Source organism: Pseudomonas fragariae (ex Marin et al. 2024) (genome assembly GCF_059621105.1).
In genome coordinates this window covers 2,018,114-2,038,555 of record NZ_CM184369.1, presented here as the reverse complement: position 1 = coordinate 2,038,555, position 20,442 = coordinate 2,018,114, and the positions used below count along the sequence as shown (strand labels likewise).

The 20,442-nt window shown below is 60.3% G+C and carries 13 protein-coding genes and 1 pseudogene; 10 read left to right on the top strand and 4 right to left on the bottom strand.

What is annotated here, in order from left to right:
• Window positions 1-41: 41 nt before the first annotated feature.
• Window positions 42-227: pseudogene (locus AC54XV_RS09150) on the bottom strand (transcriptional regulator); the annotation flags it as partial.
• Window positions 228-653: 426 nt separating this feature from the next.
• Here AC54XV_RS09150 and AC54XV_RS09145 point away from each other — a divergent pair.
• Window positions 654-902: a hypothetical protein gene (locus tag AC54XV_RS09145; RefSeq protein WP_024639210.1), complete on the top strand. Its 249-nt coding sequence runs from the start codon at window positions 654-656 to the stop codon at window positions 900-902.
• 59 nt (window positions 903-961) lie between these two features.
• Window positions 962-3,652, top strand: coding sequence for a beta-glucosidase (locus tag AC54XV_RS09140; protein ID WP_496718928.1), 2,691 nt, complete (start codon window positions 962-964; stop codon window positions 3,650-3,652).
• A 58-nt stretch (window positions 3,653-3,710) separates the two neighbouring features.
• Here the strand turns inward: AC54XV_RS09140 and AC54XV_RS09135 are convergent, their stop codons facing one another.
• A complete protein-coding gene (locus AC54XV_RS09135; protein ID WP_103359765.1) occupies window positions 3,711-4,349 on the bottom strand; it encodes a TetR/AcrR family transcriptional regulator in 639 nt (212 codons plus the stop codon).
• 512 nt (window positions 4,350-4,861) lie between these two features.
• On the opposite strand from AC54XV_RS09135, the gene AC54XV_RS09130 reads away from it, so the two are divergent.
• The 6 genes from AC54XV_RS09130 to AC54XV_RS09105 all read left to right on the top strand — a co-directional run bounded on the left by AC54XV_RS09130 (window position 4,862) and on the right by AC54XV_RS09105 (window position 14,287).
• Entirely contained in the window at window positions 4,862-7,732 is a 2,871-nt protein-coding gene (locus AC54XV_RS09130; RefSeq protein ID WP_496718404.1) for a PAS domain-containing hybrid sensor histidine kinase/response regulator, read from the top strand.
• A 105-nt stretch (window positions 7,733-7,837) separates the two neighbouring features.
• Window positions 7,838-8,446, top strand: a complete 609-nt coding sequence (locus AC54XV_RS09125; RefSeq protein WP_010429686.1) for a TetR/AcrR family transcriptional regulator — start codon at window positions 7,838-7,840, stop codon at window positions 8,444-8,446.
• 354 nt (window positions 8,447-8,800) lie between these two features.
• A complete protein-coding gene (locus AC54XV_RS09120; protein WP_024651275.1) occupies window positions 8,801-10,432 on the top strand; it encodes a methyl-accepting chemotaxis protein in 1,632 nt (543 codons plus the stop codon).
• 105 nt (window positions 10,433-10,537) lie between these two features.
• A complete protein-coding gene (locus tag AC54XV_RS09115; RefSeq protein ID WP_003315245.1) occupies window positions 10,538-11,359 on the top strand; it encodes an aldo/keto reductase in 822 nt (273 codons plus the stop codon).
• Window positions 11,360-11,531: 172 nt separating this feature from the next.
• Window positions 11,532-12,551 carry a transporter gene (locus AC54XV_RS09110; RefSeq protein WP_024643017.1) on the top strand — a complete coding sequence of 340 codons (1,020 nt, stop codon included), beginning with the start codon at window positions 11,532-11,534 and terminating at the stop codon, window positions 12,549-12,551.
• Window positions 12,552-12,670: 119 nt separating this feature from the next.
• Window positions 12,671-14,287, top strand: coding sequence for an inorganic phosphate transporter (locus tag AC54XV_RS09105; RefSeq protein WP_003415783.1), 1,617 nt, complete (start codon window positions 12,671-12,673; stop codon window positions 14,285-14,287).
• 765 nt (window positions 14,288-15,052) lie between these two features.
• Here AC54XV_RS09105 and AC54XV_RS09100 read toward each other — a convergent pair.
• Window positions 15,053-16,210, bottom strand: coding sequence for an HlyD family secretion protein (locus AC54XV_RS09100; RefSeq protein ID WP_003404437.1), 1,158 nt, complete (start codon window positions 16,208-16,210; stop codon window positions 15,053-15,055).
• On the bottom strand, window positions 16,207-17,886 hold the full coding sequence (locus tag AC54XV_RS09095; RefSeq protein WP_003404439.1) for an MFS transporter: 1,680 nt from the start codon (window positions 17,884-17,886) through the stop codon (window positions 16,207-16,209). The genes AC54XV_RS09100 and AC54XV_RS09095 overlap by 4 nt, the downstream gene beginning before the upstream one ends.
• Before the next feature lie 276 nt (window positions 17,887-18,162).
• Here AC54XV_RS09095 and AC54XV_RS09090 point away from each other — a divergent pair, with 276 nt between their 5' ends.
• Window positions 18,163-19,260, top strand: coding sequence for an enoyl-CoA hydratase/isomerase family protein (locus AC54XV_RS09090; RefSeq protein ID WP_058399095.1), 1,098 nt, complete (start codon window positions 18,163-18,165; stop codon window positions 19,258-19,260).
• A 3-nt stretch (window positions 19,261-19,263) separates the two neighbouring features.
• On the top strand, window positions 19,264-20,415 hold the full coding sequence (locus AC54XV_RS09085; protein ID WP_011267227.1) for an acyl-CoA dehydrogenase family protein: 1,152 nt from the start codon (window positions 19,264-19,266) through the stop codon (window positions 20,413-20,415).
• The last annotated feature ends 27 nt before the right edge of the window (window positions 20,416-20,442 follow it).

The following is a 20,442-nucleotide window of genomic DNA, read 5'->3' as shown; positions in this document are numbered from 1 at the left end:
GCTACCGGGCATGCCCGATAGCGGCGTGGTTATCTGAGCGTTTACGCACCGCCTTCCAGACCAAACGCCTTCGCCATCCCGCCTGCCCCTTTGGGCGTCAGATACAGTGCTCTGGAATCCAGATGTCGACTTACCCACCCACGCTTGAGCATCAGTTCCAGCAGCGCCGCACCCAACGAGCCGCCGATGTGCGGGGCGCGTTCACTCCAGTCCAGACAGGCGTAGGCATTCTTCGGTGGCGTCCGGACTTTATTCGACGGGCCGGACAGCGACGTGATGATACTGACACTCACTGCCAGTATTCAGGCGTCAGCAATACTTGCGCTCATCAGCACGCGACCCCATGAAAACCATCTAAACCGCCAAAAACAGAGTGATCACTCTGCTTTTTAAAAAGAAGATTAATTTCTGTAAAAACACAAAAACCATAAAAATATTGCGTATTAAATTTATATTTTGAAATTAAAGCAATACTAAAACCAAATATCTGCCATTGAATTTTACCCAACCTCAACTATATAAAATTACATTCGTGTATTTTACCTTTCAGCAATTTTCTGTTTGTCACGCACGCCTTGAATGAACTGTCAGCGGCCCTGAGCTGCTGACTTGCCTGTCTGCCTGTTTCATATTTCTGTTTGGAGATTCTCCCGATGGCCAGCCCCCTGCTGCCTGTTGTTGCCACTTTACTGATGTCCCTTGCCGCCCTCCCGGTGTCTGCCGCTGACGGGCAGAACCCGCTGCCATCCACGTCGAGCGAGCGCCGCGCAGAGGTCGACGCCCAGCGTGAGCAGATCACGGGTGCCGACGCTGCCGTACAGAAAACGCCCAACGGCGCGCAAACGGTGGTGGATGCACCGATCGACACTGCGGACGCGCCTGCCGGCAATGAAGACCACTGAGTGACCCACTGACTGCAACCGATCAATCAATGAATGACGTAAGGAATAACTCCGTGTCCATGATCAAACAAGGCCTGGGCCTGAGCCTGTTGGCGCTCGGTATCGCCCAGGCAGGCAGCGTATTCGCTGTCACGCCGATGACCGGCAATGAAGTGGAAGCGCGCGTAGGCGCGATGCTGGACAACATGACGCAATCGGAAAAAATCAATTTTTCGCGCGTTGACGACGGCCGCATGATTCCCAAGCTGGACAAGTTCAACCTGCAGGGCACGGTCGCCTATGACTCGGCCATGGGTGTACTGGTCGGCGGCAAGACGTTCGGCGCGCAGTACCCTTCCCCGTCAGCACTTGCGGCCACCTGGAGCATCAATCGCGCCAAGGAATTCGGTCTGGCCATTGGCTACGAAACCCGCATCGCAGGCGGTCAGCAGATGCTGTCGCCAGCCATCAACCTGTACCGCACGCCTTTCAACGGCCGGGCGGCCGAGTACATGAGTGGCGAAGATCCGTTTCTCGGCGCAGTACTGGCACCTGCCGTCACCAACGGTATCCAGGTTCAAGGCATCCAGGCGGCCGCCAAGCATTACCTGATGAACGAGCAGGAAGCGAACCGTCATTATCTGGATGTGAAGATCGACGAACGAGCGATGCAGGAGCTGTACCTGCCGGGCTTCGAATCGCTGGTCAAGAACTCGAATATCGCCTCGATCATGTGCGGCTACAACAAGATCAACGGCGAATACGCGTGTGAAAACCATCACCTCATCACCGATATCCTCAAAGGCCAGTGGGGCTTTCAGGGTAACGTCATGAGCGATTTCAACTCGGTTCAGGACGCCTTCAAGGGCGCCTGGGCCGGCACCGATATCGACATGCCCAGCGGCCTTCAGTTTACTGAAGCCAAACTGCTGCCTTATGTCTGGAACGGTCAGTTGCACCAGAACGTGATCGACGACAAGGTGCGCAGGAACCTGAGAGCGCTGGTCAGCTACGGTTTTGACAAGGGGATCAACAAGGCGCAGCCACTGGAGCATCGTGAATACGGTCAACTGGCGGCCTTGAACGTGGCCAGAGAATCGATCGTCCTGCTGCGCAACGAGCCAGTGGACGGGCAGAAACCTCTACTGCCGTTGCCGAGAAACGCGAAGATCGCCGTCATTGGCGACATGGCCATGCAGCCGCCGACCGCGCCGTTCGGTACTGCCTATTCGGCGCCGGCCAGTTATGTCACCGAAGTGAGCGGACTCAAGCAACTGGCGTCTGACCCGTCCAACGTGGACTACCTGCCACAGATGAGCCTCAACCCTAAATCGTCGGTCTGGTATCAGCCAGGCAGTGACCAGCAGGCGATCAGCAATACCGGCGTAAAAGCCGAGTACTACGCCAACACCTCGCTGTCCGGCGACCCGGTGGCAACTCGCATCGAGCCGGGCGTCAACCTGGACTGGATTACCAACACCAACGTCACTGATTACGGCAGCAGCGCGGTCAACGGCTACAGCCCTTCAGCCGGTTCGTTCTCGGCCCGTTTCACTGGCAAGATCAAACCGACGATCACCGGGCCGCAGGTGTTCAAGGTCCGTGCGGACGGTGCCTATAAACTCTGGATCAACGATGAGCTGGTGCTTGAAGATGAAGGCGCGCAAGTCTCGTTCGACCTGATCCCAGTCGTGCCGCGCACCGTCAAGACACCGAATCTCAAGGCTGGCAGCGAATACAACGTGCGCCTCGAATACCGCCGGCTCAAGGGCAACTTCACTCCGGTACTGGGCGGCATGAACGGCGTACAGATGAGCTGGGCAGCGTTGCGACCACCGAAGAGTCTGGGGGATTACGACGCTGTCGTGGTAGCCGCCGGCAATAACTTCGAATACGAGGGTGAGTCGCTCGATCGTCCGTTCGAACTGCCGCAATTCCAGTCCGAGCTGATCGGTTTCATTCAGAAAGCCAACCCAAAAACCATCGTGGTACTGCACGGTGGCGGTGGCATGGACATGCAGCCGTGGGCTGACAAGGTAGCCGCGTCTCTGCACGCCTGGTATCCAGGGCAACAGGGCGGTCAGGCACTGGCTGAAATACTGTTCGGCAAGGTCAATCCATCGGGCAAGCTGCCGATCACGCTGGACAAGAAGGCACAGGACAATCCGAGCTATGCGTCGTACTCGAACCCGGTGCCGTACTATTTCAGCAGCCCTAATCCGCCTGTCGAGATGAGCTACAGCGAAGGCCTGTACCTGGGCTATCGCGGTTACGACAAGAAGCACACCAAACCGCTCTACCCATTCGGTTTCGGGCTTTCGTATACCACCTATGCGTACAGCGATCTGAAGCTGTCGAGCAACGTGCTGGCACCGGGCGCGACCATTCAGGCGTCGTTCACGGTGACCAACACGGGTGACAAGGCCGGTTTTGAAGTGGCTCAGTTGTACGTGCAGCCTTCAAAGCCGCTGGTTGATCGTCCAGAGAAAGAGCTGAAGGGCTTTTCCAAGGTTTACCTGAAGCCTGGCGAAAGCAAGACCGTGACCATTGCGCTGGACTCGCGCTCGTTCGCGTACTACTCAACCAACTCGGTGAGCTGGAACGTTGACCCTGGCAAGTTCAAGGTGCTGGTGGGCAAGGACTCGGAAAACCTGGCGCTCGACCGCACGGTTGTAGCGCTGTACCCGGAGCAATTGACCACTCGCGACTCCAACCCGCTGCCGATCCCGCTGCGCAAGGCCGTACAGGTCAAGGCAGAACAGGCTTACTAAGCCAACGGCATCGGTGGTCGACAGGACCACCGATGCCTGTCTGGTAAATGCTCGCAGCTCAGCGTGCCGCCAGATCCCGCGCCAGTCGCTCGAGAAACCTGGCAAACCCCTCCTCTATCTGCACATCCCCTGGCGATCGAAGCCATTGAATCTGCATGCCATCCATCATGGCGGCTATCTCCAGGCTGATCTGCCTTGCGTCGATATCCGCCCGAATTTCGCCTGCCTCGACCAGCAACTTCAGATGCGCCTGAAGATGGCCGTGCACAATCGCAAAACGCTCGCTGAACCAGCGGTGTGCAGGATGCGTGACCGACAGACTTTCAGTGTTGATGATCATCAGCGCCTGGCTGACCGCGGCGTCTTCGATACTGAAACTCATGACCTGCTTCAGAAACGACAGGAACCCCTGCAGAGAAGCGACCTGATCGGCATCCTGCAGCCGGCCGGCAATGTACTGGTCGCGATGTTCGAGAACAGCTTGCAGCAGCACCAGTTTGGTCGGGAAATGGTGCAGCAGGCCGACCTGAGAGAGACCCGCTACCTTGGCAATGTTGGTCAGCGAGGCGCCGGCATAACCATCCCGAGCGAAAAGGGTCATGGCCGCCTTGATGATCTCGGCCTTGCGCACCTCGCCCTTGGGCAGGCGACGCTTGGTGGGTGCAGGAGTAGCGGGACTGTTTACATCGATGGACATACGAAGGGCACGTTTCGCATAACGAAAGGGTAAATCCTAGCACGCGTTCCGAAAAACCCCGAAAAAAGGCTGACTCGAAAGCCCCACCCGCATCAGGTAATGAGCAATGTGTGCAGCCTGCAAACAAAGTTGTTACCCAGGCCTGACATTCTCTAAAGAAAGCCGCCCCCAGGCCGATGAATACCCGGGAAAATCGCTGCGCCTTTGAACATGTCCCCGGAACCAGCGCAGGACACAATGGCTGTTTTAAATTCTGATCCTTCGAAACCCGATTCGTCGGCAGGTGTCCACTGACGCAGCCACTGCGCTGCAGTCACGGCAGGACGTGAGCTCAGGCGCGGCAATGACTGTATGGTGGTCGCCATAGAAAGACGCCCATCAGGCACTGCCTGCCGAGGGAAAGCAGACCGTGCAAAGCAGGCCATCGGCAAGTTTCCGCCCATGCCAAACATAACGTGTGAGCGGGAGGCGCTCTGAAAGACCTGACAAGAGAAGAGCTGGAGGCGCAGATCGTGGACCTGCGCAGAACGCTTGAAGAAGCCGGCATCGACGCCGCAACAAATACCTGTCGGCCCTCAGCCGTCGCCCGGGCGGCACGCCAGCGCGCAGTCTTTGACAGCGCGATGGATTTCGCCATGATCCTGACCGATGGCAACGGCATCATCACCGACTGGAACCCGGGCGCAGAGCAGGTTCTGGGCTGGACCCAGGAAGAGATGGTCGGTCAGAGCGCCAAGCGTTTCTTTACGCCCGAAGACCTGGCCAGCAACCGGGTCGAACATGAAATGCAGCTTGCGCTGAGCGTAGGCCGGGCGTCGGACGAGCGCTGGCACCTGCGCAAGGACGGTGAGCTGTTCTGGGCATCAGGCGAGATGATGCCGCTCTACGATGAGAACAATACCCACCTCGGTTTCGTGAAAATCCTGCGCGACCGTACCCGCGAGCATCTGGCCGGCCGCGCGACCGAAGAAGCCCAGGAACGTTACCGGCTGGCCGCCAAGGCGACCAATGACTCGATCTGGGACTGGGACTTTGCAACCAATCTGGTGCTCTGGAACGACGCGCTGGAAGAGGCTTACGGCCACCCGCTGGCAACCCTGGACAAGTCCGGTGACTGGTGGATGGGCCAGATCCATCCCGACGACCGCACCCGCGTATACAACTCCATTCATGCCGTGATCGACGGCAATGGCACTGCCTGGACAGACGAATACCGCTTTCGTCGTCTGGACGGGTCCTATGCCGACGTACTGGACCGCGGTCATGTGATACGCGATATCGACGGCCAGGCGGTGCGCATGATCGGCGCAATGCTCGACATGTCGCAGATGCGCAAGGCCGAGACCGCGCTGCGCCAGAGCGAAGAGCGCTCGAGGGCCATGCTGGAGACCATCGAAGCCGCATTCGCCATCATTCAGGTCAGGTTCGATGCCGATGACAGCCCGGTGGACTACCGCTTCATCGAGGCCAACCCTGCCTTTGAACGTCAGGCCGGTGTCGATTTGCGCGGCAAGTGGGTGACCGAGTTCGCGCCGGACCTGGAGCGGTTCTGGTTCGAAGCCTATGGCAACGTCGCCAAAACCGGCGAGCCTGCCAGCTTCGAGAACTATGCCAAGGCGTTCGAGCGCTGGTTCGAAGTCAAGGCGGTGCGTGTCGGTGAACCGGCTGATCGGCAGATTGCGGTGATCTTCAGCGATGTGACGGCGCGACGCGATGCCGAGGAGCGCTTGCGCACCAGCGAGGCCGTCGCACGCGAAAACATCGACCGCGTTCAGCTCGCCCTGGCCGCCGGTGCAATCATCGGCACCTGGCACTGGGACTTGCCGACCGATCGCTTTACCGTCGACGAAGCCTTCGCCAAGGCCTTCGGTCTGGACCCCGCGCTGGGCCGTGAAGGCCTGAGTCTGGAGCAAGTCATTGCCACTGTTCACCCGGAAGACAAGCAAGGCCTGATCACTGCGATCAATGCGGTCATCACCAACGGGCGTGTTTACGCCCACCAGTACCGCGTTCGTCGTACTGATGGCATCTACTACTGGATCGAAGCCAACGGCCGGGTCGATCGGGCCGAGGATGGCACACCATTGAGCTTTCCCGGCGTGCTCATCAACGTTGACGAACGACGCGCCGTGGCGGCAGAACGCGACCGTGCCACTGCCGCGCTGCGTGCCCTCAACGACACGCTTGAGCAACGCGTGGCAGCGCGCACCACCGAGCTCATGCAGGCCGAAGAGAAGCTGCGCCAGTCGCAGAAAATGGAAGCGGTCGGGCAACTGACCGGTGGCCTCGCCCACGACTTCAACAACCTGCTGGCAGGCATTTCCGGGGCTCTGGAACTGATGGGCACCCGGATCGAGCAAGGGCGCTGGGGCGAGGTCGACAAGTACATCGTGACGGCCCAGGGCGCGGCCAAACGTGCCGCGGCTCTGACGCACCGGCTGCTGGCCTTCTCTCGACGCCAGACCCTGGACCCGCAGCCGACTGACGTGAACAGGCTGATGAAAGGCATGACCGACCTGATCCAGCGCACCGTCGGCCCCAGCATCGTGGTCGAGACCCTGGGTGCCACGGGGCTGTGGCCGACACTGGTCGACGCCAGCCAGCTGGAAAACGCGCTGCTGAACCTGTGCATCAACGCCCGCGATGCCATGCCGGACGGCGGACGCATCACCATCGAGGCGAGCAACCGCTGGATAGACGGCGATGTGGCACGCGCACACGATATGCCTGAGGGCCATTATCTGTCGCTGTGCGTCACCGATACCGGTACCGGCATGACGCCTGATGTCATCGCCAAGGCATTCGACCCGTTCTTCACCACCAAACCCATTGGCCAGGGCACCGGGCTGGGTCTGTCGATGATTTACGGGTTCGCCAATCAGTCTGGCGGACGGGTGCGTATTCAGTCAGAGGTCGGCAAGGGAACCGCGATATCCCTGTACCTGCCTCGCTACGACGGCACTGCGGCCAGAGACGAAGGCGATGTGCACAAGGCACCGTTCGAGTTCACCCAGTCCGGGGAAACCATCCTGATCGTGGACGACGAACCCACGGTGCGCATGCTGCTCACCGACGCCCTCGGCGACCTGGGCTATACGCTGATCGAAGCCGCCGACAGCCTGGCTGGCCTCAAGCTGCTGCGTTCGGATGTGCATATCGACCTGCTCATCACTGACGTGGGTTTGCCGGGCGGCATGAACGGACGACAAATGGCCGATGCCGGACGCGAGGTCCGCCCGCATCTGAAAACCCTGTTCATCACCGGCTACGCGGAAAACGCCGCCATCGGTGACGAACAGCTCGGGCCAGGAATGCGCGTACTGACCAAGCCGTTTGCGATTGAAGCGTTGGCCGCCAGAGTCCAGGAACTGATGGGTGCCTGAGTAAACGGCCCGGTGCAACCCTGCCCCGGGCCGTCAACATTGAGCGCTGCGCAAACCCGGTGCTAACATGCGCGACCGCCATGCAGGCAAGGGAATAACCGGGTCATGAGCAGTATCCGCGAGCGCAACAAAGAACTCATCCTGCGCGCTGCCAGCGAGGAATTCGCCGACAAGGGCTTCGCCGCCAGCAAGACCAGCGATATCGCGGCCAAAGCCGGTGTCCCCAAGCCCAACGTCTATTACTACTTCAAATCCAAGGAAAACCTCTATCGCGAGGTGCTGGAAAGCATCATCGAGCCCATTCTGCGTGCGTCGACGCCCTTCAACCCCGAAGGCGTGCCTGCCGAAGTCCTCAGCCGCTATATCCGTTCGAAAATCCAGATTTCCCGTGATCTGCCCTTCGCCTCGAAAGTGTTCGCCAGCGAGATCATGCATGGCGCCCCGCACCTGACAGCGCAGCAGATCGAACAGCTCAATGGCCAGGCACGGCACAACATCGAATGCATCCAGGCCTGGATCGACAGCGGACAGATCGCCCCGCTCGATCCTCATCACCTGATGTTCACCATCTGGGCCGCGACCCAGACCTACGCCGATTTCGACTGGCAGATCGCAACGGTCACCGGCAAGGCAAAACTGCAGGATGCCGATTACGAGGCGGCCACCCGGACCATCCTCAGGCTGGTGCTCAAAGGCTGCGAGCCGGACCGCTGAACCCACCCTGCTTTCCTGCAGACGCAAAAAACCCGCCGAAGCGGGTGGTTTTGCAACATGACCATTCCGACATCCTGTCAGTAGCCTCCTGGCAATGGTCGATCCTCCCTGATCACTGCGGCGTTCCTTCGCTGCAGCTGTTGAATTGGATCCTACATTCACTGAGGGTCAGTCGATAGAGCCAATCGCGTCTGTTGCTGTAAGCCTTTCGCCATACCCGTGTACGCCGCTAAAAAGTGTGACCGACCGCTCATGTTTGGTCATTACGCGCCGAGATGCTTGAAAGGCCCTGAATCGCGCGCTGCGCGGATCAGAGTCATCAGAAGAAAAAAAATAATGCATGGGATGCCGATCATGAGTATGCGCAGTTTGTCCATCAGCCGCCGTCTGTGGCTGATTCTTGTCGTTTCAGTACTGATGCTCTTCGTCCTTTCGGCGACGCTGCTCAGGCAACTGCATAATGACCTGTATCAGGCCAAGGCCGAGAAAACCATGCATGTGGTGCAGACGGCCAGCGGCATCCTCTCCTTCTATCAAGGGCTTGAAGCCGCCGGCGGCATGACCCGCGAGGCTGCGCAACAGCAAGCCTTGAAAGAGATAAAGAGCCTGCGTTACAGCCAGAGCGACTACTTCTGGATCAACGACCTGCGCCCGGTGATGATCATGCACCCCACCAACGCCAAGCTCGAAGGCCAGGATCTATCGACCATCAAGGACCCGGACGGCTTTGCGGTGTTCAATGAAATGGTCACGCTGGTCAAAGCCCAGGGTGCCGGGATGGTCAATTATCGCTGGCCCAAGCCCGGTGCCAGCGAGCCGGTGAAAAAGACCTCCTACGTGCAGCTGTTTCAACCATGGGGCTGGATTCTGGGGTCCGGCGTTTACGTGGATGACGTAGCGGCGGAGTTCAAGACCCAACTGTGGAACGCCGGGATGTTCATCGCCGGCATCGTGCTGATCATGGTGTTGCTGCTGGTCACGATCGTACGCAGCATCGTGCGCCCTCTCAGAGCGGCGGTCGGTGCGATGGCCAGCATTGCCAGTGGCGAGAGCGATCTGACCCGCACGCTGGAAACCCATGGCAAGGATGAAATAACCGAGCTGGGTACGCACTTCAATGCCTTTGTCGCCAAGCTGCGCAATGTCGTCGGTCAGTTGCAGCACTCGGCCGTGGCGCTGGGCCAGGCCTCGACCGATCTGGGCAGCGACGCCGAACAGGCGCAGAGCCGCAGCGAGCAACAATCGCAACAGATGGACCTGGTTGCCACTGCGGTCAACGAAGTGACCTACGGTGTGCAGGACGTGGCCAAGAACGCTGAACATGCCGCCAGCGAAATGCGCGATGCCGAGTCACAGGCACAGCAGGGTCAAATCAATATCGATAACAGCCTGCGCCAGATCGAACACCTCTCCAGCACCATCGGTCAGGCCGTGCAAGTGATGCAGAGCCTGGCCAGCGAGAGCACGCAGATCGGCAGCGTACTGGAAGTGATCAGTTCGATTGCCGAGCAGACCAACCTGCTGGCGCTGAACGCCGCCATCGAGGCCGCGCGCGCCGGCGAACAGGGCCGCGGCTTTGCCGTAGTGGCCGACGAAGTGCGTCTGCTGGCCCAGCGCACGCAGAAATCGACCGCAGAAATCCAGTCAATGATCGAACGCCTGCAAAAGCATTCCGATGCAGCGGTCAAGGTGATCGGTGACAGCAGCCGCTCTTCGCAGTTGACCATCGAGCAGGCCAATCAGGCCGGCCAGAGCCTGACCTCCATCAGTCAGGCGCTGCGCAACCTCAACAGCCTGAATGCATCGATCGCCAGCGCCACCCTGCAGCAGACGCACGTGGTGGATGACATCAACCAGAACGTCACCCAGGCCGCGCAACTGTCCCAGAGCACCGCACTGGCCGCCGAACAATCGACTTCGGCCAGTCTGCATCTGCGCGGGTTGAGCGAAGAGTTGAACACCTTGCTGAAGCAGTTCCGGGTTTAAATCTGCATTGTCATTGGGGTGTCACGGAACCTCGTGCGCCTCTTGTTGCCTGAGACCTGCTTATTCAACCGCTCATTAGCTGCTTATTTAATTGCAGGGGGTCACATGCGCACACTGGAACTGGCAGGCAGAACCGTACCAGTGCTGGGTCAGGGCACCTGGCACATGGGTGAAAAAGGGCATCAGCGCTCGGCAGAAATCGCCGGCCTGTGCCTCGGTATCGAACAGGGCCTGACCCTGATCGACACCGCCGAGATGTACGCCGATGGCGCTGCCGAGGAAATCGTCGGGCAAGCCATTGCCGGACAGCGGGACAAGGTATTCGTGGTCAGCAAGGTCTACCCGCACAACGCCAGCCGCGCCGGTATTCCAACCGCGTGCGAGGCCAGCCTGCGGCGAATGAACACCGACTACATCGATCTGTACTTGCTGCACTGGCCAGGCCAGTACCCGCTGACCGAGACGGTCGAGGCATTCGAGCGTCTGCGTGAAGCGGGCAAAATCGGTGCCTGGGGGGTGTCCAACTTTGATGTGCCGGACATGATCGAGCTCAACAACCCGCGTTGTGCCACCAATCAGGTGCTCTACAACCCGGAGCAACGCGGCATCGAGTTCGACCTGATGCTGTGGAGCGCAGACCGTCATCTGCCCTTGATGGCTTACTGCCCGATCGGCCAGGCTGGCGATCTGCTCTACCACCCTGCCCTGCACGAAATCGCCAAACGCCACGATGCAACACCGGCGCAGATTTCCCTGGCGTGGGTGCTTCGCCAGGACAACATGATCGCCATTCCCAAGGCGACCAACCCGGAACACATTCGTCTGAACATCGCTGCCGAGCAGATTCGTCTGACCGAGCGCGATCTGGCCGATATCGATCTGGCATGGCCTGCGCCGACTCGCAAGGTGCCACTGGCGATGGTCTGACCGCTGTCGAGGCGGTAGCGAGCTGTCGATTGACTGAACGGCTGCCCATGCAGTCGTTTCTCGATCTGGCGGATGTCACACCCGGCAACAAGCTGTCACAAATATGAAATAACGCCTTGTCATCATGCGGCCTTCGCCTCCCCTGCCCGGGCCAGGCCGCACGTGGACAGCCATGAACCACAGTATCGCTCACCACCATCAGGACTCCGACCTTTTCGGTCTGCTCTACGGCTTCCGTTTTCGCCATGGTGAAAGTGGCCAGGAAATCGGTTCGGCCGCCGCGCTGGATTACCTGCAAAACCCTCCCGAAGAAAACAGCTTCATCTGGCTGCACCTGAACCTCTCGCACGCGGCCTGCGAACGCTGGATGAAAGCCCAGCTGGACCTTCCGGAAGAGTTTTTCGAAGCATTGCACGAGGGCTCGCGTTCGACGCGGATCGAGCACGTGGATACCACGCTGCTGGCGGTCGTCAACGATGTGGTGTTCGACTTCAACAGGCTCTCGACGGATATTTCCACCCTGTGGGTCTGTGCCCGCCAGCGTTTGCTGATCACCGCCCGGCTGCAGCCGCTGCGTTCGGTGGACAAGCTGCGCTCGGCGGTCAAGCGCGGCGAGCAATTCGACTCACCGCTGGAGCTCCTCGCCCACCTGCTGAGCGATCAGGGCGAAGTACTGACGCAGTTCCTGCGCAAGACCAGCGTCAACGTCGACCGCATCGAAGACCAGTTGCTTTCGCAGCGACTAAGCAACAATCGCTCCGAACTCGGCGCCATGCGCCGGGTGCTGGTCCGTCTGCAACGCCTGCTGGCGCTGGAACCCGGTTCGTTGATGCGCCTGTTGCACAAACCTCCGCAATGGCTGCGCGAACAGGATGTCCAGGCGTTGCGTCAGTCCATCGAAGAGTCCTCACTGGTGATCAACGACCTGACGGCGCTGGGCGAGCGCATCAAACTGTTACAGGAAGAAATTGCCGCCAACCTCAACGAACAGAGCAGCAGAACCCTGTTTACCCTGACCGTGGTGACTGTTCTGGCCTTGCCGATCAACATCGTTGCCGGGTTTTTCGGCATGAACGTGGGGGGCGTACCGCTGGCCTCTGACCCTGAGGGCTTCTGGATTCTGGTGGCGCTGGTCGCGACCTTCACGCTGGTCGCCGGGCGCTGGGCGTTCCGCAAACGCGGCGATTACTGAGTCAGCAACCGCCGGTTGTCAGAAAACCGGCGCAAAAGCGCAATCAATTGTTACATGTCTCACCGCTGTCACATTTTGCAATGACCATTTCAATATTCTTTCAATCCAGGATTGCGAACATGGCTACAAACGCACTGTCTCCAGACGCTCTCGGCAAGGCGAGCCTGTCAGCGAGTCAATTCGGTCGCAAGCCCAGCCGAATGACCATGATACTTTTCTTCACGATACTCATCGCAGGCTTGCTGTTCACCGGCTACAGCCTCAAACAGGACGTTGACGACATGGGCACGGTGGTCACCACCTGGACCCCGTTCGTGCTGTTGGGCGTAGCGTTGCTTATCGCCTTGGGCTTCGAGTTCGTCAACGGCTTTCATGACACGGCCAACGCCGTCGCCACCGTGATCTACACCCACTCCCTGCCGCCCGGCTTTGCAGTGGTCTGGTCAGGCTTCTTCAATTTTCTCGGCGTGATGTTTTCCAGCGGCGCGGTGGCATTCGGCATCATTGCCCTGCTGCCGGTGGAACTGATCCTGCAAACCGGCTCATCGGCGGGCTTCGCGATGATCTTCGCGCTGTTGATCGCGGCGATCATCTGGAACCTCGGCACCTGGTGGCTGGGTCTGCCGGCGTCCTCGTCACACACGCTGATCGGTTCGATCATCGGGGTCGGCATCGCCAACGCCCTGATGCACGGCCGCGACGGCACCAGCGGCGTGGACTGGTCCCAAGCCACCAAGATCGGTTACTCACTGCTGCTCTCGCCCCTGGTGGGTTTCGGCTGTGCGGCGTTGCTGTTGCTGGCCATGCGCATGTTCATCAAGAACCGCGCGCTGTACAAGGCTCCGGAAGGCAACGCGCCGCCACCGTTGTGGATTCGCGCCATGCTGATCGTGACCTGCACGGGCGTGTCGTTCGCGCATGGCTCCAACGATGGGCAGAAAGGCATGGGCCTGATCATGCTGATTCTGGTCGGCACACTGCCGATGGCTTATGCGCTGAACCGCACCATGCCCGCCGAACAGGCTACCCAGTTCGCTGCTGTGGCTGAAGTAACCCAGCAGGCGTTGATCCGCAGCGTCCCTCAACCGGCCCCGGGAGATGCGCGCAAGACGCTGTCGGATTACCTGGTCAGCAAGGAAGCGAGCCCTGAACTGATCCCTGCGCTGGCGGTGATGGCGGGCAAGATCGGCGATCAGGTCGCCAGTTATGGCTCGCTGTCGAAGGTGCCTGCCGAAGCCGTGACCAACGTGCGTAACGACATGTACCTGACCTCGGAAACCATCCGCCTGATGGAGAAAAACAAGGTCGGCGATTTCGACGCGAACACCAAGACCAAGCTTGAGGCGTTCAAGGGGCAGATCGACAGTGCTACGCGGTTCATTCCGACCTGGGTCAAGATTGTCGTGGCCATCGCCTTGGGTCTGGGCACGATGGTCGGCTGGAAGCGTATCGTGGTGACGGTGGGCGAGCGCATCGGCAAGACGCACATGACTTACGCCCAGGGCGCGTCGGCAGAGGTCGTGGCGATGTTCACGATCGGCGCGGCGGACATGTATGGGCTGCCGGTATCCACAACCCATGTGCTGTCGTCCGGCGTGGCCGGTTCGATGGTCGCCAATGGCTCGGGGCTGCAAATGCGTACCCTGCGTAATCTGGCCACAGCCTGGGTGCTGACCCTGCCGGCGGCGATCCTCTTGTCAGGTTCGTTGTATTGGGTGTTCAGCAAGCTGTTCTGATGCCTGCTGCGCCCGCCCCCGCTTTGACTATCGTGCCGACGCTCTGCGTCGGCATGCAGTTCGTGACGCTCTGCGTCACACAGCGGATCTGTGACATCAGGTGGATTAGAGTTCGACTCAAGTCACCTTTTCGCCCCTCGGCGACTCACTTTGAGGGACCAAAGTGAGCAAAGTCCTTCGCTCCTGTTTCCGGCCCGACTTCGTCGGGTTCCTTCGCGGTTGAAAAGCACTTTAGAGTAGTCGGGCTAGAGGCACGGCCCGGAACCTGATGACTATCGTTCCTCACGCTCCGCGTGGGAATGCAGTTCGTGACGCTCCGCGTCACACAGCGGTTCTGCGACATCAGCTGGATTGACGTTCGGCTCAGGTCACCTTTTCGCCCCTCGGCGACCTACTTTGATGGGGCCAAAGTAGGCAAACCCCCTCGCTCCGGTTTCCGGCCCGACTTCGTCGGGTTCCTTCGCCCTGTCACTGATCCGGGGGTCGCCGCAACGCGCCATCCATGGCACGGTGCGGCTAGCCTGGCGTCCTGCCAGGCTACCCCCGGATCAGCGCCAGGACTCAGCCGTCACTAACGTCGCACTCTGCGTCGTCTGTGCCATCGCGGTTGAAAAGCACTGCGTTGGCAGCGTCTGCGAGTAAGGCATGACGTTGTTTCGCATCAGAGGTGGATGACGCAGAGCGTCATGAACTGCATGCCGACGCGGAGCGTCGGCACGATATTCAAAGTGAACAACGTTACAGCTGTCAGGCTCATCCAGAGGCTCAGCGCACCGCCGGATCAGGCGGCACATCGCCGTCCGCGCTGGTGTCGATGCTCACGACCACCGACATCCCTGGCCGCAGGTGCTCAAGCATGGGCTGATCGGCATCGACCACGATGCGTACCGGGATACGCTGGGAAATCTTCACGAAGTTGCCGGTGGCGTTGTCGGCGGGCAGCAGGCTGAATTCAGAGCCGGCAGCGGGCGAAATTCTTTGTACGTGGCCGTGCATCTCGTGGCCATCGAGCGCATCGACGGTAAAGCTCACCGGCTGGCCCAGGCGCACGTTGGCCATCTGGGTTTCTTTCATGTTCGCCACGATCCAGCGCTGCTCGGGCACCAGCGCCATCAATTGCGCGCCCGAATTGACATAGGCCCCCAGACGCACGCCAATCTGCCCCAACTGCCCGTCCCGCGGGGCAACGATACGGGTGTTGTCCAGGTCTATGCGCGCCAGCTCGATCGCCGCCTGCGCATTGGCGACCGAGGCTTCCAGTGAGCCACGGTTGACGATGACGGTCTGCAGGTCCTCACGGGCGATCTGCAAGACTGCCCTGGCTTCGGCAACGGCGGCGTTTGCCTGTGCATCGGCGGCACGCGTGACATCCAGCTCGCTTTTCGAAACCGAACCGTCGGTCACCAGCGCCTGATTGCGCCGCAGATCGGCGGCGCTCTTGCGGCTCTGGGCGATGCTGTTCTGCAGTTCGGCCTGACGCTGGCCGATGGTGGCTTCGGCACTGCGCCGTTGTTGCAGATTATTGGCCAGCGAGGCCTTCTGCACAGCCAGTTGTGCAATGGCCTGATCCAGGCGCTGACGATAGATACGGTCATCCAGACGCACCAGCAAATCACCGGCCTTGACGAACTGGAAGTCCTGCACCGGCACCTCGTAGACATAGCCGCTCAGTTGCGGCCCGATCAGCGTGGTCTGGCCCTTGACCTGCGCGTTCTCGGTGCTCTCGATCGGGCTGGCAAACGGGGGCAGTTGCCAGGCGTACAGCACCACCAGCACCCCGGCCAGGGCGACGGCGCCGAAAATCACGGAAGACACGACACGCTTGCGGGTCGAGCGCGGCTTGCTGGTCACCGGGGACGTCAACGGTGCCGGTGGCGGCGAGTTGCGCGGAGCTTCGGTATCTGGGGTCTTGGATTCGGTCATGAAGATTTAACGCCGGAGTTGGATACGGAGGGCGAAGCAGCAGGTGCAACGGGTGCCAGCGCCAGAGGTTGAGTGGTCATTTTCAGCCACAGGACCCGGGCTGAAATCCAGATCATGGTCAGCACCGCAATCAGCGCGATCAGCATGAACACATCGTTGTAGGCCAGCACATTGGCCTCCCGGGTCGCTGCCGTGGCCATCGCGCGGATGCCCTGACTGTTGCGCAATGACGGGTCGGCGAGCACCGAGCTGTAACTGGCGCTGTAGCTCTGCAGTCGCGCCTGAACCAGCGGATCGATGAGGGTCAGGTGTTCAACGATGTAACTGGAATGAAATTTCTCGCGCACCACCTGAAAGGTGCCCAATGCAGCAGACCCGATCAGCCCGCCGATGTTCTGGGTGATCCCGAACAACACCGAAAAGCTGACCATGTTGCGCGGGTTCGCCAACACCCCGCTGATCCCCAGCACCAGGGTGGGCCCGAGGAAAAACGTGCCGCCGAACGCCAACAGAAACTGGCTGAGGTACATGTTCGATTGGCGGGTCAGGTTGGTGGAATGACTGTCCATCCAGGCCCCCACTGCCATCATCGCCAGAGAGATCAGCAAGGGTTTGATCAGATGCGCCGGGTTGATGGTCAGCGCACTGACCGCCAGCCCCGAGACGCTGCCGAGCAACATCACCAGATACAAGGTGTGCAACTGCTGACTGCCCATATTCAGCGCTTGAAGAAAACCGACAGCACCGACCGACTGTTCGGACAGCACCACGCGAAACAGGATAACCGCCAGGCCCAGACGCAGGATCGCCCCACTGCCCAGCCAGCGCGTGATCAGCAACGGATTGCTGCGGTTATGCTCGATAGCCAGCCCGGTGCAGATCAGCGCAATCGATGCCGCTGAGGCGATACCCAGCCACTGCGCTTCCAGCCACCACTCTATACGCCCCAGCGACAGCACCGCACAGAACAGCGCAAAGCCGCTGGCCAGCAGGCCGAAGGTCAGGAAATCGAGCTTCTCGAACGCCTTGAAGCGATCACCCGGCGGCAGTTTGAGCAGCAGCACGCAGCCCAGCGAGAGCAGCGCCATGCCCAGTTCGAACAGGTACAGGCCACGCCATTGGGCAATCTGCAGCAAGTCTTCAGACACCAGCCGGGCCAGCGGTGTTGCCAACTGAGCGGTGCCAATCCCCAACACCAGCGCCTTGAGCCGCCACTTCTGCGGGAAAGCCTGAATCATGTAATACAGCCCGAGAGTGCTGAGCGCAGCGCCGACCATACCGTGTGCCGCACGTACAGCGATGGCCGAATCGATGTCGTTGACGAACAGATGCGCCAGCGTCACCAGCGCATACAGCACCAGAAACAGCTCGGTGAACGCGCGCAGGCCGAATTGCTGGCGAAACTTCACCAGCAGCAGATTCATCGACACGTTAGTCATGATGTAGGCCGCCGGCAGCCAGGCAATGTCCTGCGATGTCGCCCCCAGCGCGCCCTGCAAATACGGCAGGTTGGCGACCACCAGCGCATTACCGAGGCCGCCGGTCAGCGCGACGATAACCCCCACGACGGCAAACGCCCAACGCCGCGCGGTCGAATGCAGTGGCGTCGACGGCGAGCCGGGCATGGTCGGACGCTCGTGGGCGGCCCACTCGCGCGGGGCATACTTATCGCTCATAAACGACTGGCACGGGGACTTTCATGGGGTACACCTGAGGAATTCCCTTTTGTGACATTAATGACACTCATAATACTCATCCGCCAGGCAATGATTCGTATCGGTCAGTCCAATACCGCAACACTCAGGCACTTGCGAAGGCGTTAAACAGTGGCTATCTGAAACTTCAGACTATGCTTAAACGCAGTTTTGCTTTGCACATTTGCGCTGCTACGATCTTCTGCGACGCTCGAATGCTCGAATAAGAAAAAAGCGCAACCGAACAAGGAGTTCAGAATGAGTTCACAGGTTTCATCCGCCCGCCCGGTTCGACCGTCCGCCTGCCGGGATTCGATCGTTATCGACGTGCGTAACCACATCGGACACTTGACCCTCAATCGTCCGGAAGGCCTGAACGCAATCGATCTGGACATGGTCCGCACACTTCGCCAGCAACTTGAGCGCTGGGCCGACGACCCCTCGGTTCATGCCGTGGTCCTGCGCGGCGCAGGCGGCAAGGCGTTCTGCGCCGGTGGCGATATCCGTTCGCTGTATGAAAGCCACCAGAGCGGCCAGGATCTGCACCACACGTTTTTTGCCGAAGAGTACGAGCTGGACCTGGCCATTCACCGCTACCGCAAGCCGGTACTGGCCCTGATGGATGGCCTGGTGCTGGGCGGCGGCATGGGGCTGGTCCAGGGAGCCGACCTGCGCGTGGTCACCGAACGCAGCCGCCTCGGCATGCCGGAGGTCGCCATCGGTTATTTCCCTGATGTCGGCGGCAGTTATTTTCTCTCGCGGCTGCCCGGCGAACTCGGGACCTGGCTGGGCGTGACCGGGTCGCAGATCGGTGCTGCCGACGCGTTGTACTGCGGCCTTGCCAACTGGTCCATGAACAGCGAACTGCTGCCGCGCCTCGACCACATGCTCGATCATCTGAAATGGAAGTCGACCCCGCTCAAGGACCTGCAGGGTGCGCTGGCCAAGCTGGCGACCCAGCGTCTGCCCTCCCCTCCGCTGGAATCCCTGCGCCACGCCATCGACCACTTTTTCGGGCTGCCGGATGTTCCCAGCATGCTTGAGCAACTGCAACAGGTGGTCATCGGCGACACCCGCGAGTGGGCGCTGGATACCGTAGCCCGAATGAAAGCTCACTCACCGCTGGGCATGGCGGTGACCCTGGAAATGCTGCGCCGTGGCCGTCATCTGTCGCTGCCGGCCTGCTTCGCCATGGAGTTGCACCTGGACCGCCAATGGTTCGAACGCGGTGACCTGATCGAGGGCATACGTGCGCTGATCATCGATAAAGACAAGAAGCCGCAATGGAAACACGCCAGCGCGCAGGACGTCAGTGCCGCGCAGGTGCAGAGTTTCTTCAGCGGTCTGGAGAATTGAGCCGTGCACGACCTTGAATTGAGTGAAGAGCAGGTAATGATTCGCGACATGGCGCGCGACTTTGCGCGTAATGAAATCGCGCCGTATGCCCAGGCCTGGGAAAAGGCCGGCTGGATCGATGACGCACTGGTTGCCAAGCTCGGCGAACTGGGCCTGCTGGGCATGGTGGTGCCGGAGCAATGGGGTGGCACCTACATCGATTACGTCGCCTACGCCCTGGCGGTTGAGGAAATCTCCGCTGCCGACGCGGCCACCGGCACATTGATGAGCGTTCACAGCTCGGTGGGCTGCGGGCCGGTTCTCAACTACGGCACCGACGAGCAGAAACATGCCTGGCTGGAAAAACTGGCCACGGGCCGGGCCATCGGCTGTTTCTGCCTGACCGAACCACATGCAGGCTCTGAAGCCCACAACCTGCGGACTCGTGCCGAGTTACAGGGCGATGAGTGGGTGATCAACGGCGCCAAGCAGTTCGTCAGCAACGGCAAGCGGGCACAACTGGCTATCGTGTTTGCGGTGACCGATCCGGCGCTTGGCAAAAAGGGCCTGTCAGCCTTTCTGGTGCCGACCGAAAACCCCGGTTTCGTGGTGGATCGCAGCGAACACAAGATGGGCATCCGCGCATCGGACACCTGCGCGGTCACCTTGAACAACTGCCGCATCCCGGCTGCCAACCTGCTGGGTGAGCGCGGCAAGGGCTTGTCGATCGCCCTCTCCAACCTGGAAGGCGGCCGCATCGGCATCGCCGCGCAGGCGCTGGGTATCGCCCGCGCCGCCTTCGAAGCTGCGCTGGCGTATGCGCGGGAACGTGTGCAGTTCGACAAACCGATCATCGAACATCAAAGCATTGCCAATCTGCTGGCCGACATGCACACCCGCATCAATGCCGCCCGCCTGCTGACCCTGCACGCCGCGCGGCTGCGCAGCGCCGGGCAAGCGTGCCTGTCGGAAGCCTCTCAGGCCAAGCTGTTCGCGTCGGAAATGGCCGAGTGGGTGTGCTCCAAGGCGATCCAGATTCATGGTGGCTATGGCTATCTGGAGGACTACCCGGTCGAGCGTTACTACCGGGACGCGCGCATCACCCAGATATACGAAGGCTCCAGCGAGATCCAGCGCCTGTTGATCGCCCGTGAATTGCGCCATTATCTGGTCTGACAGGCACGAATGCCCCGGTGACGTCGG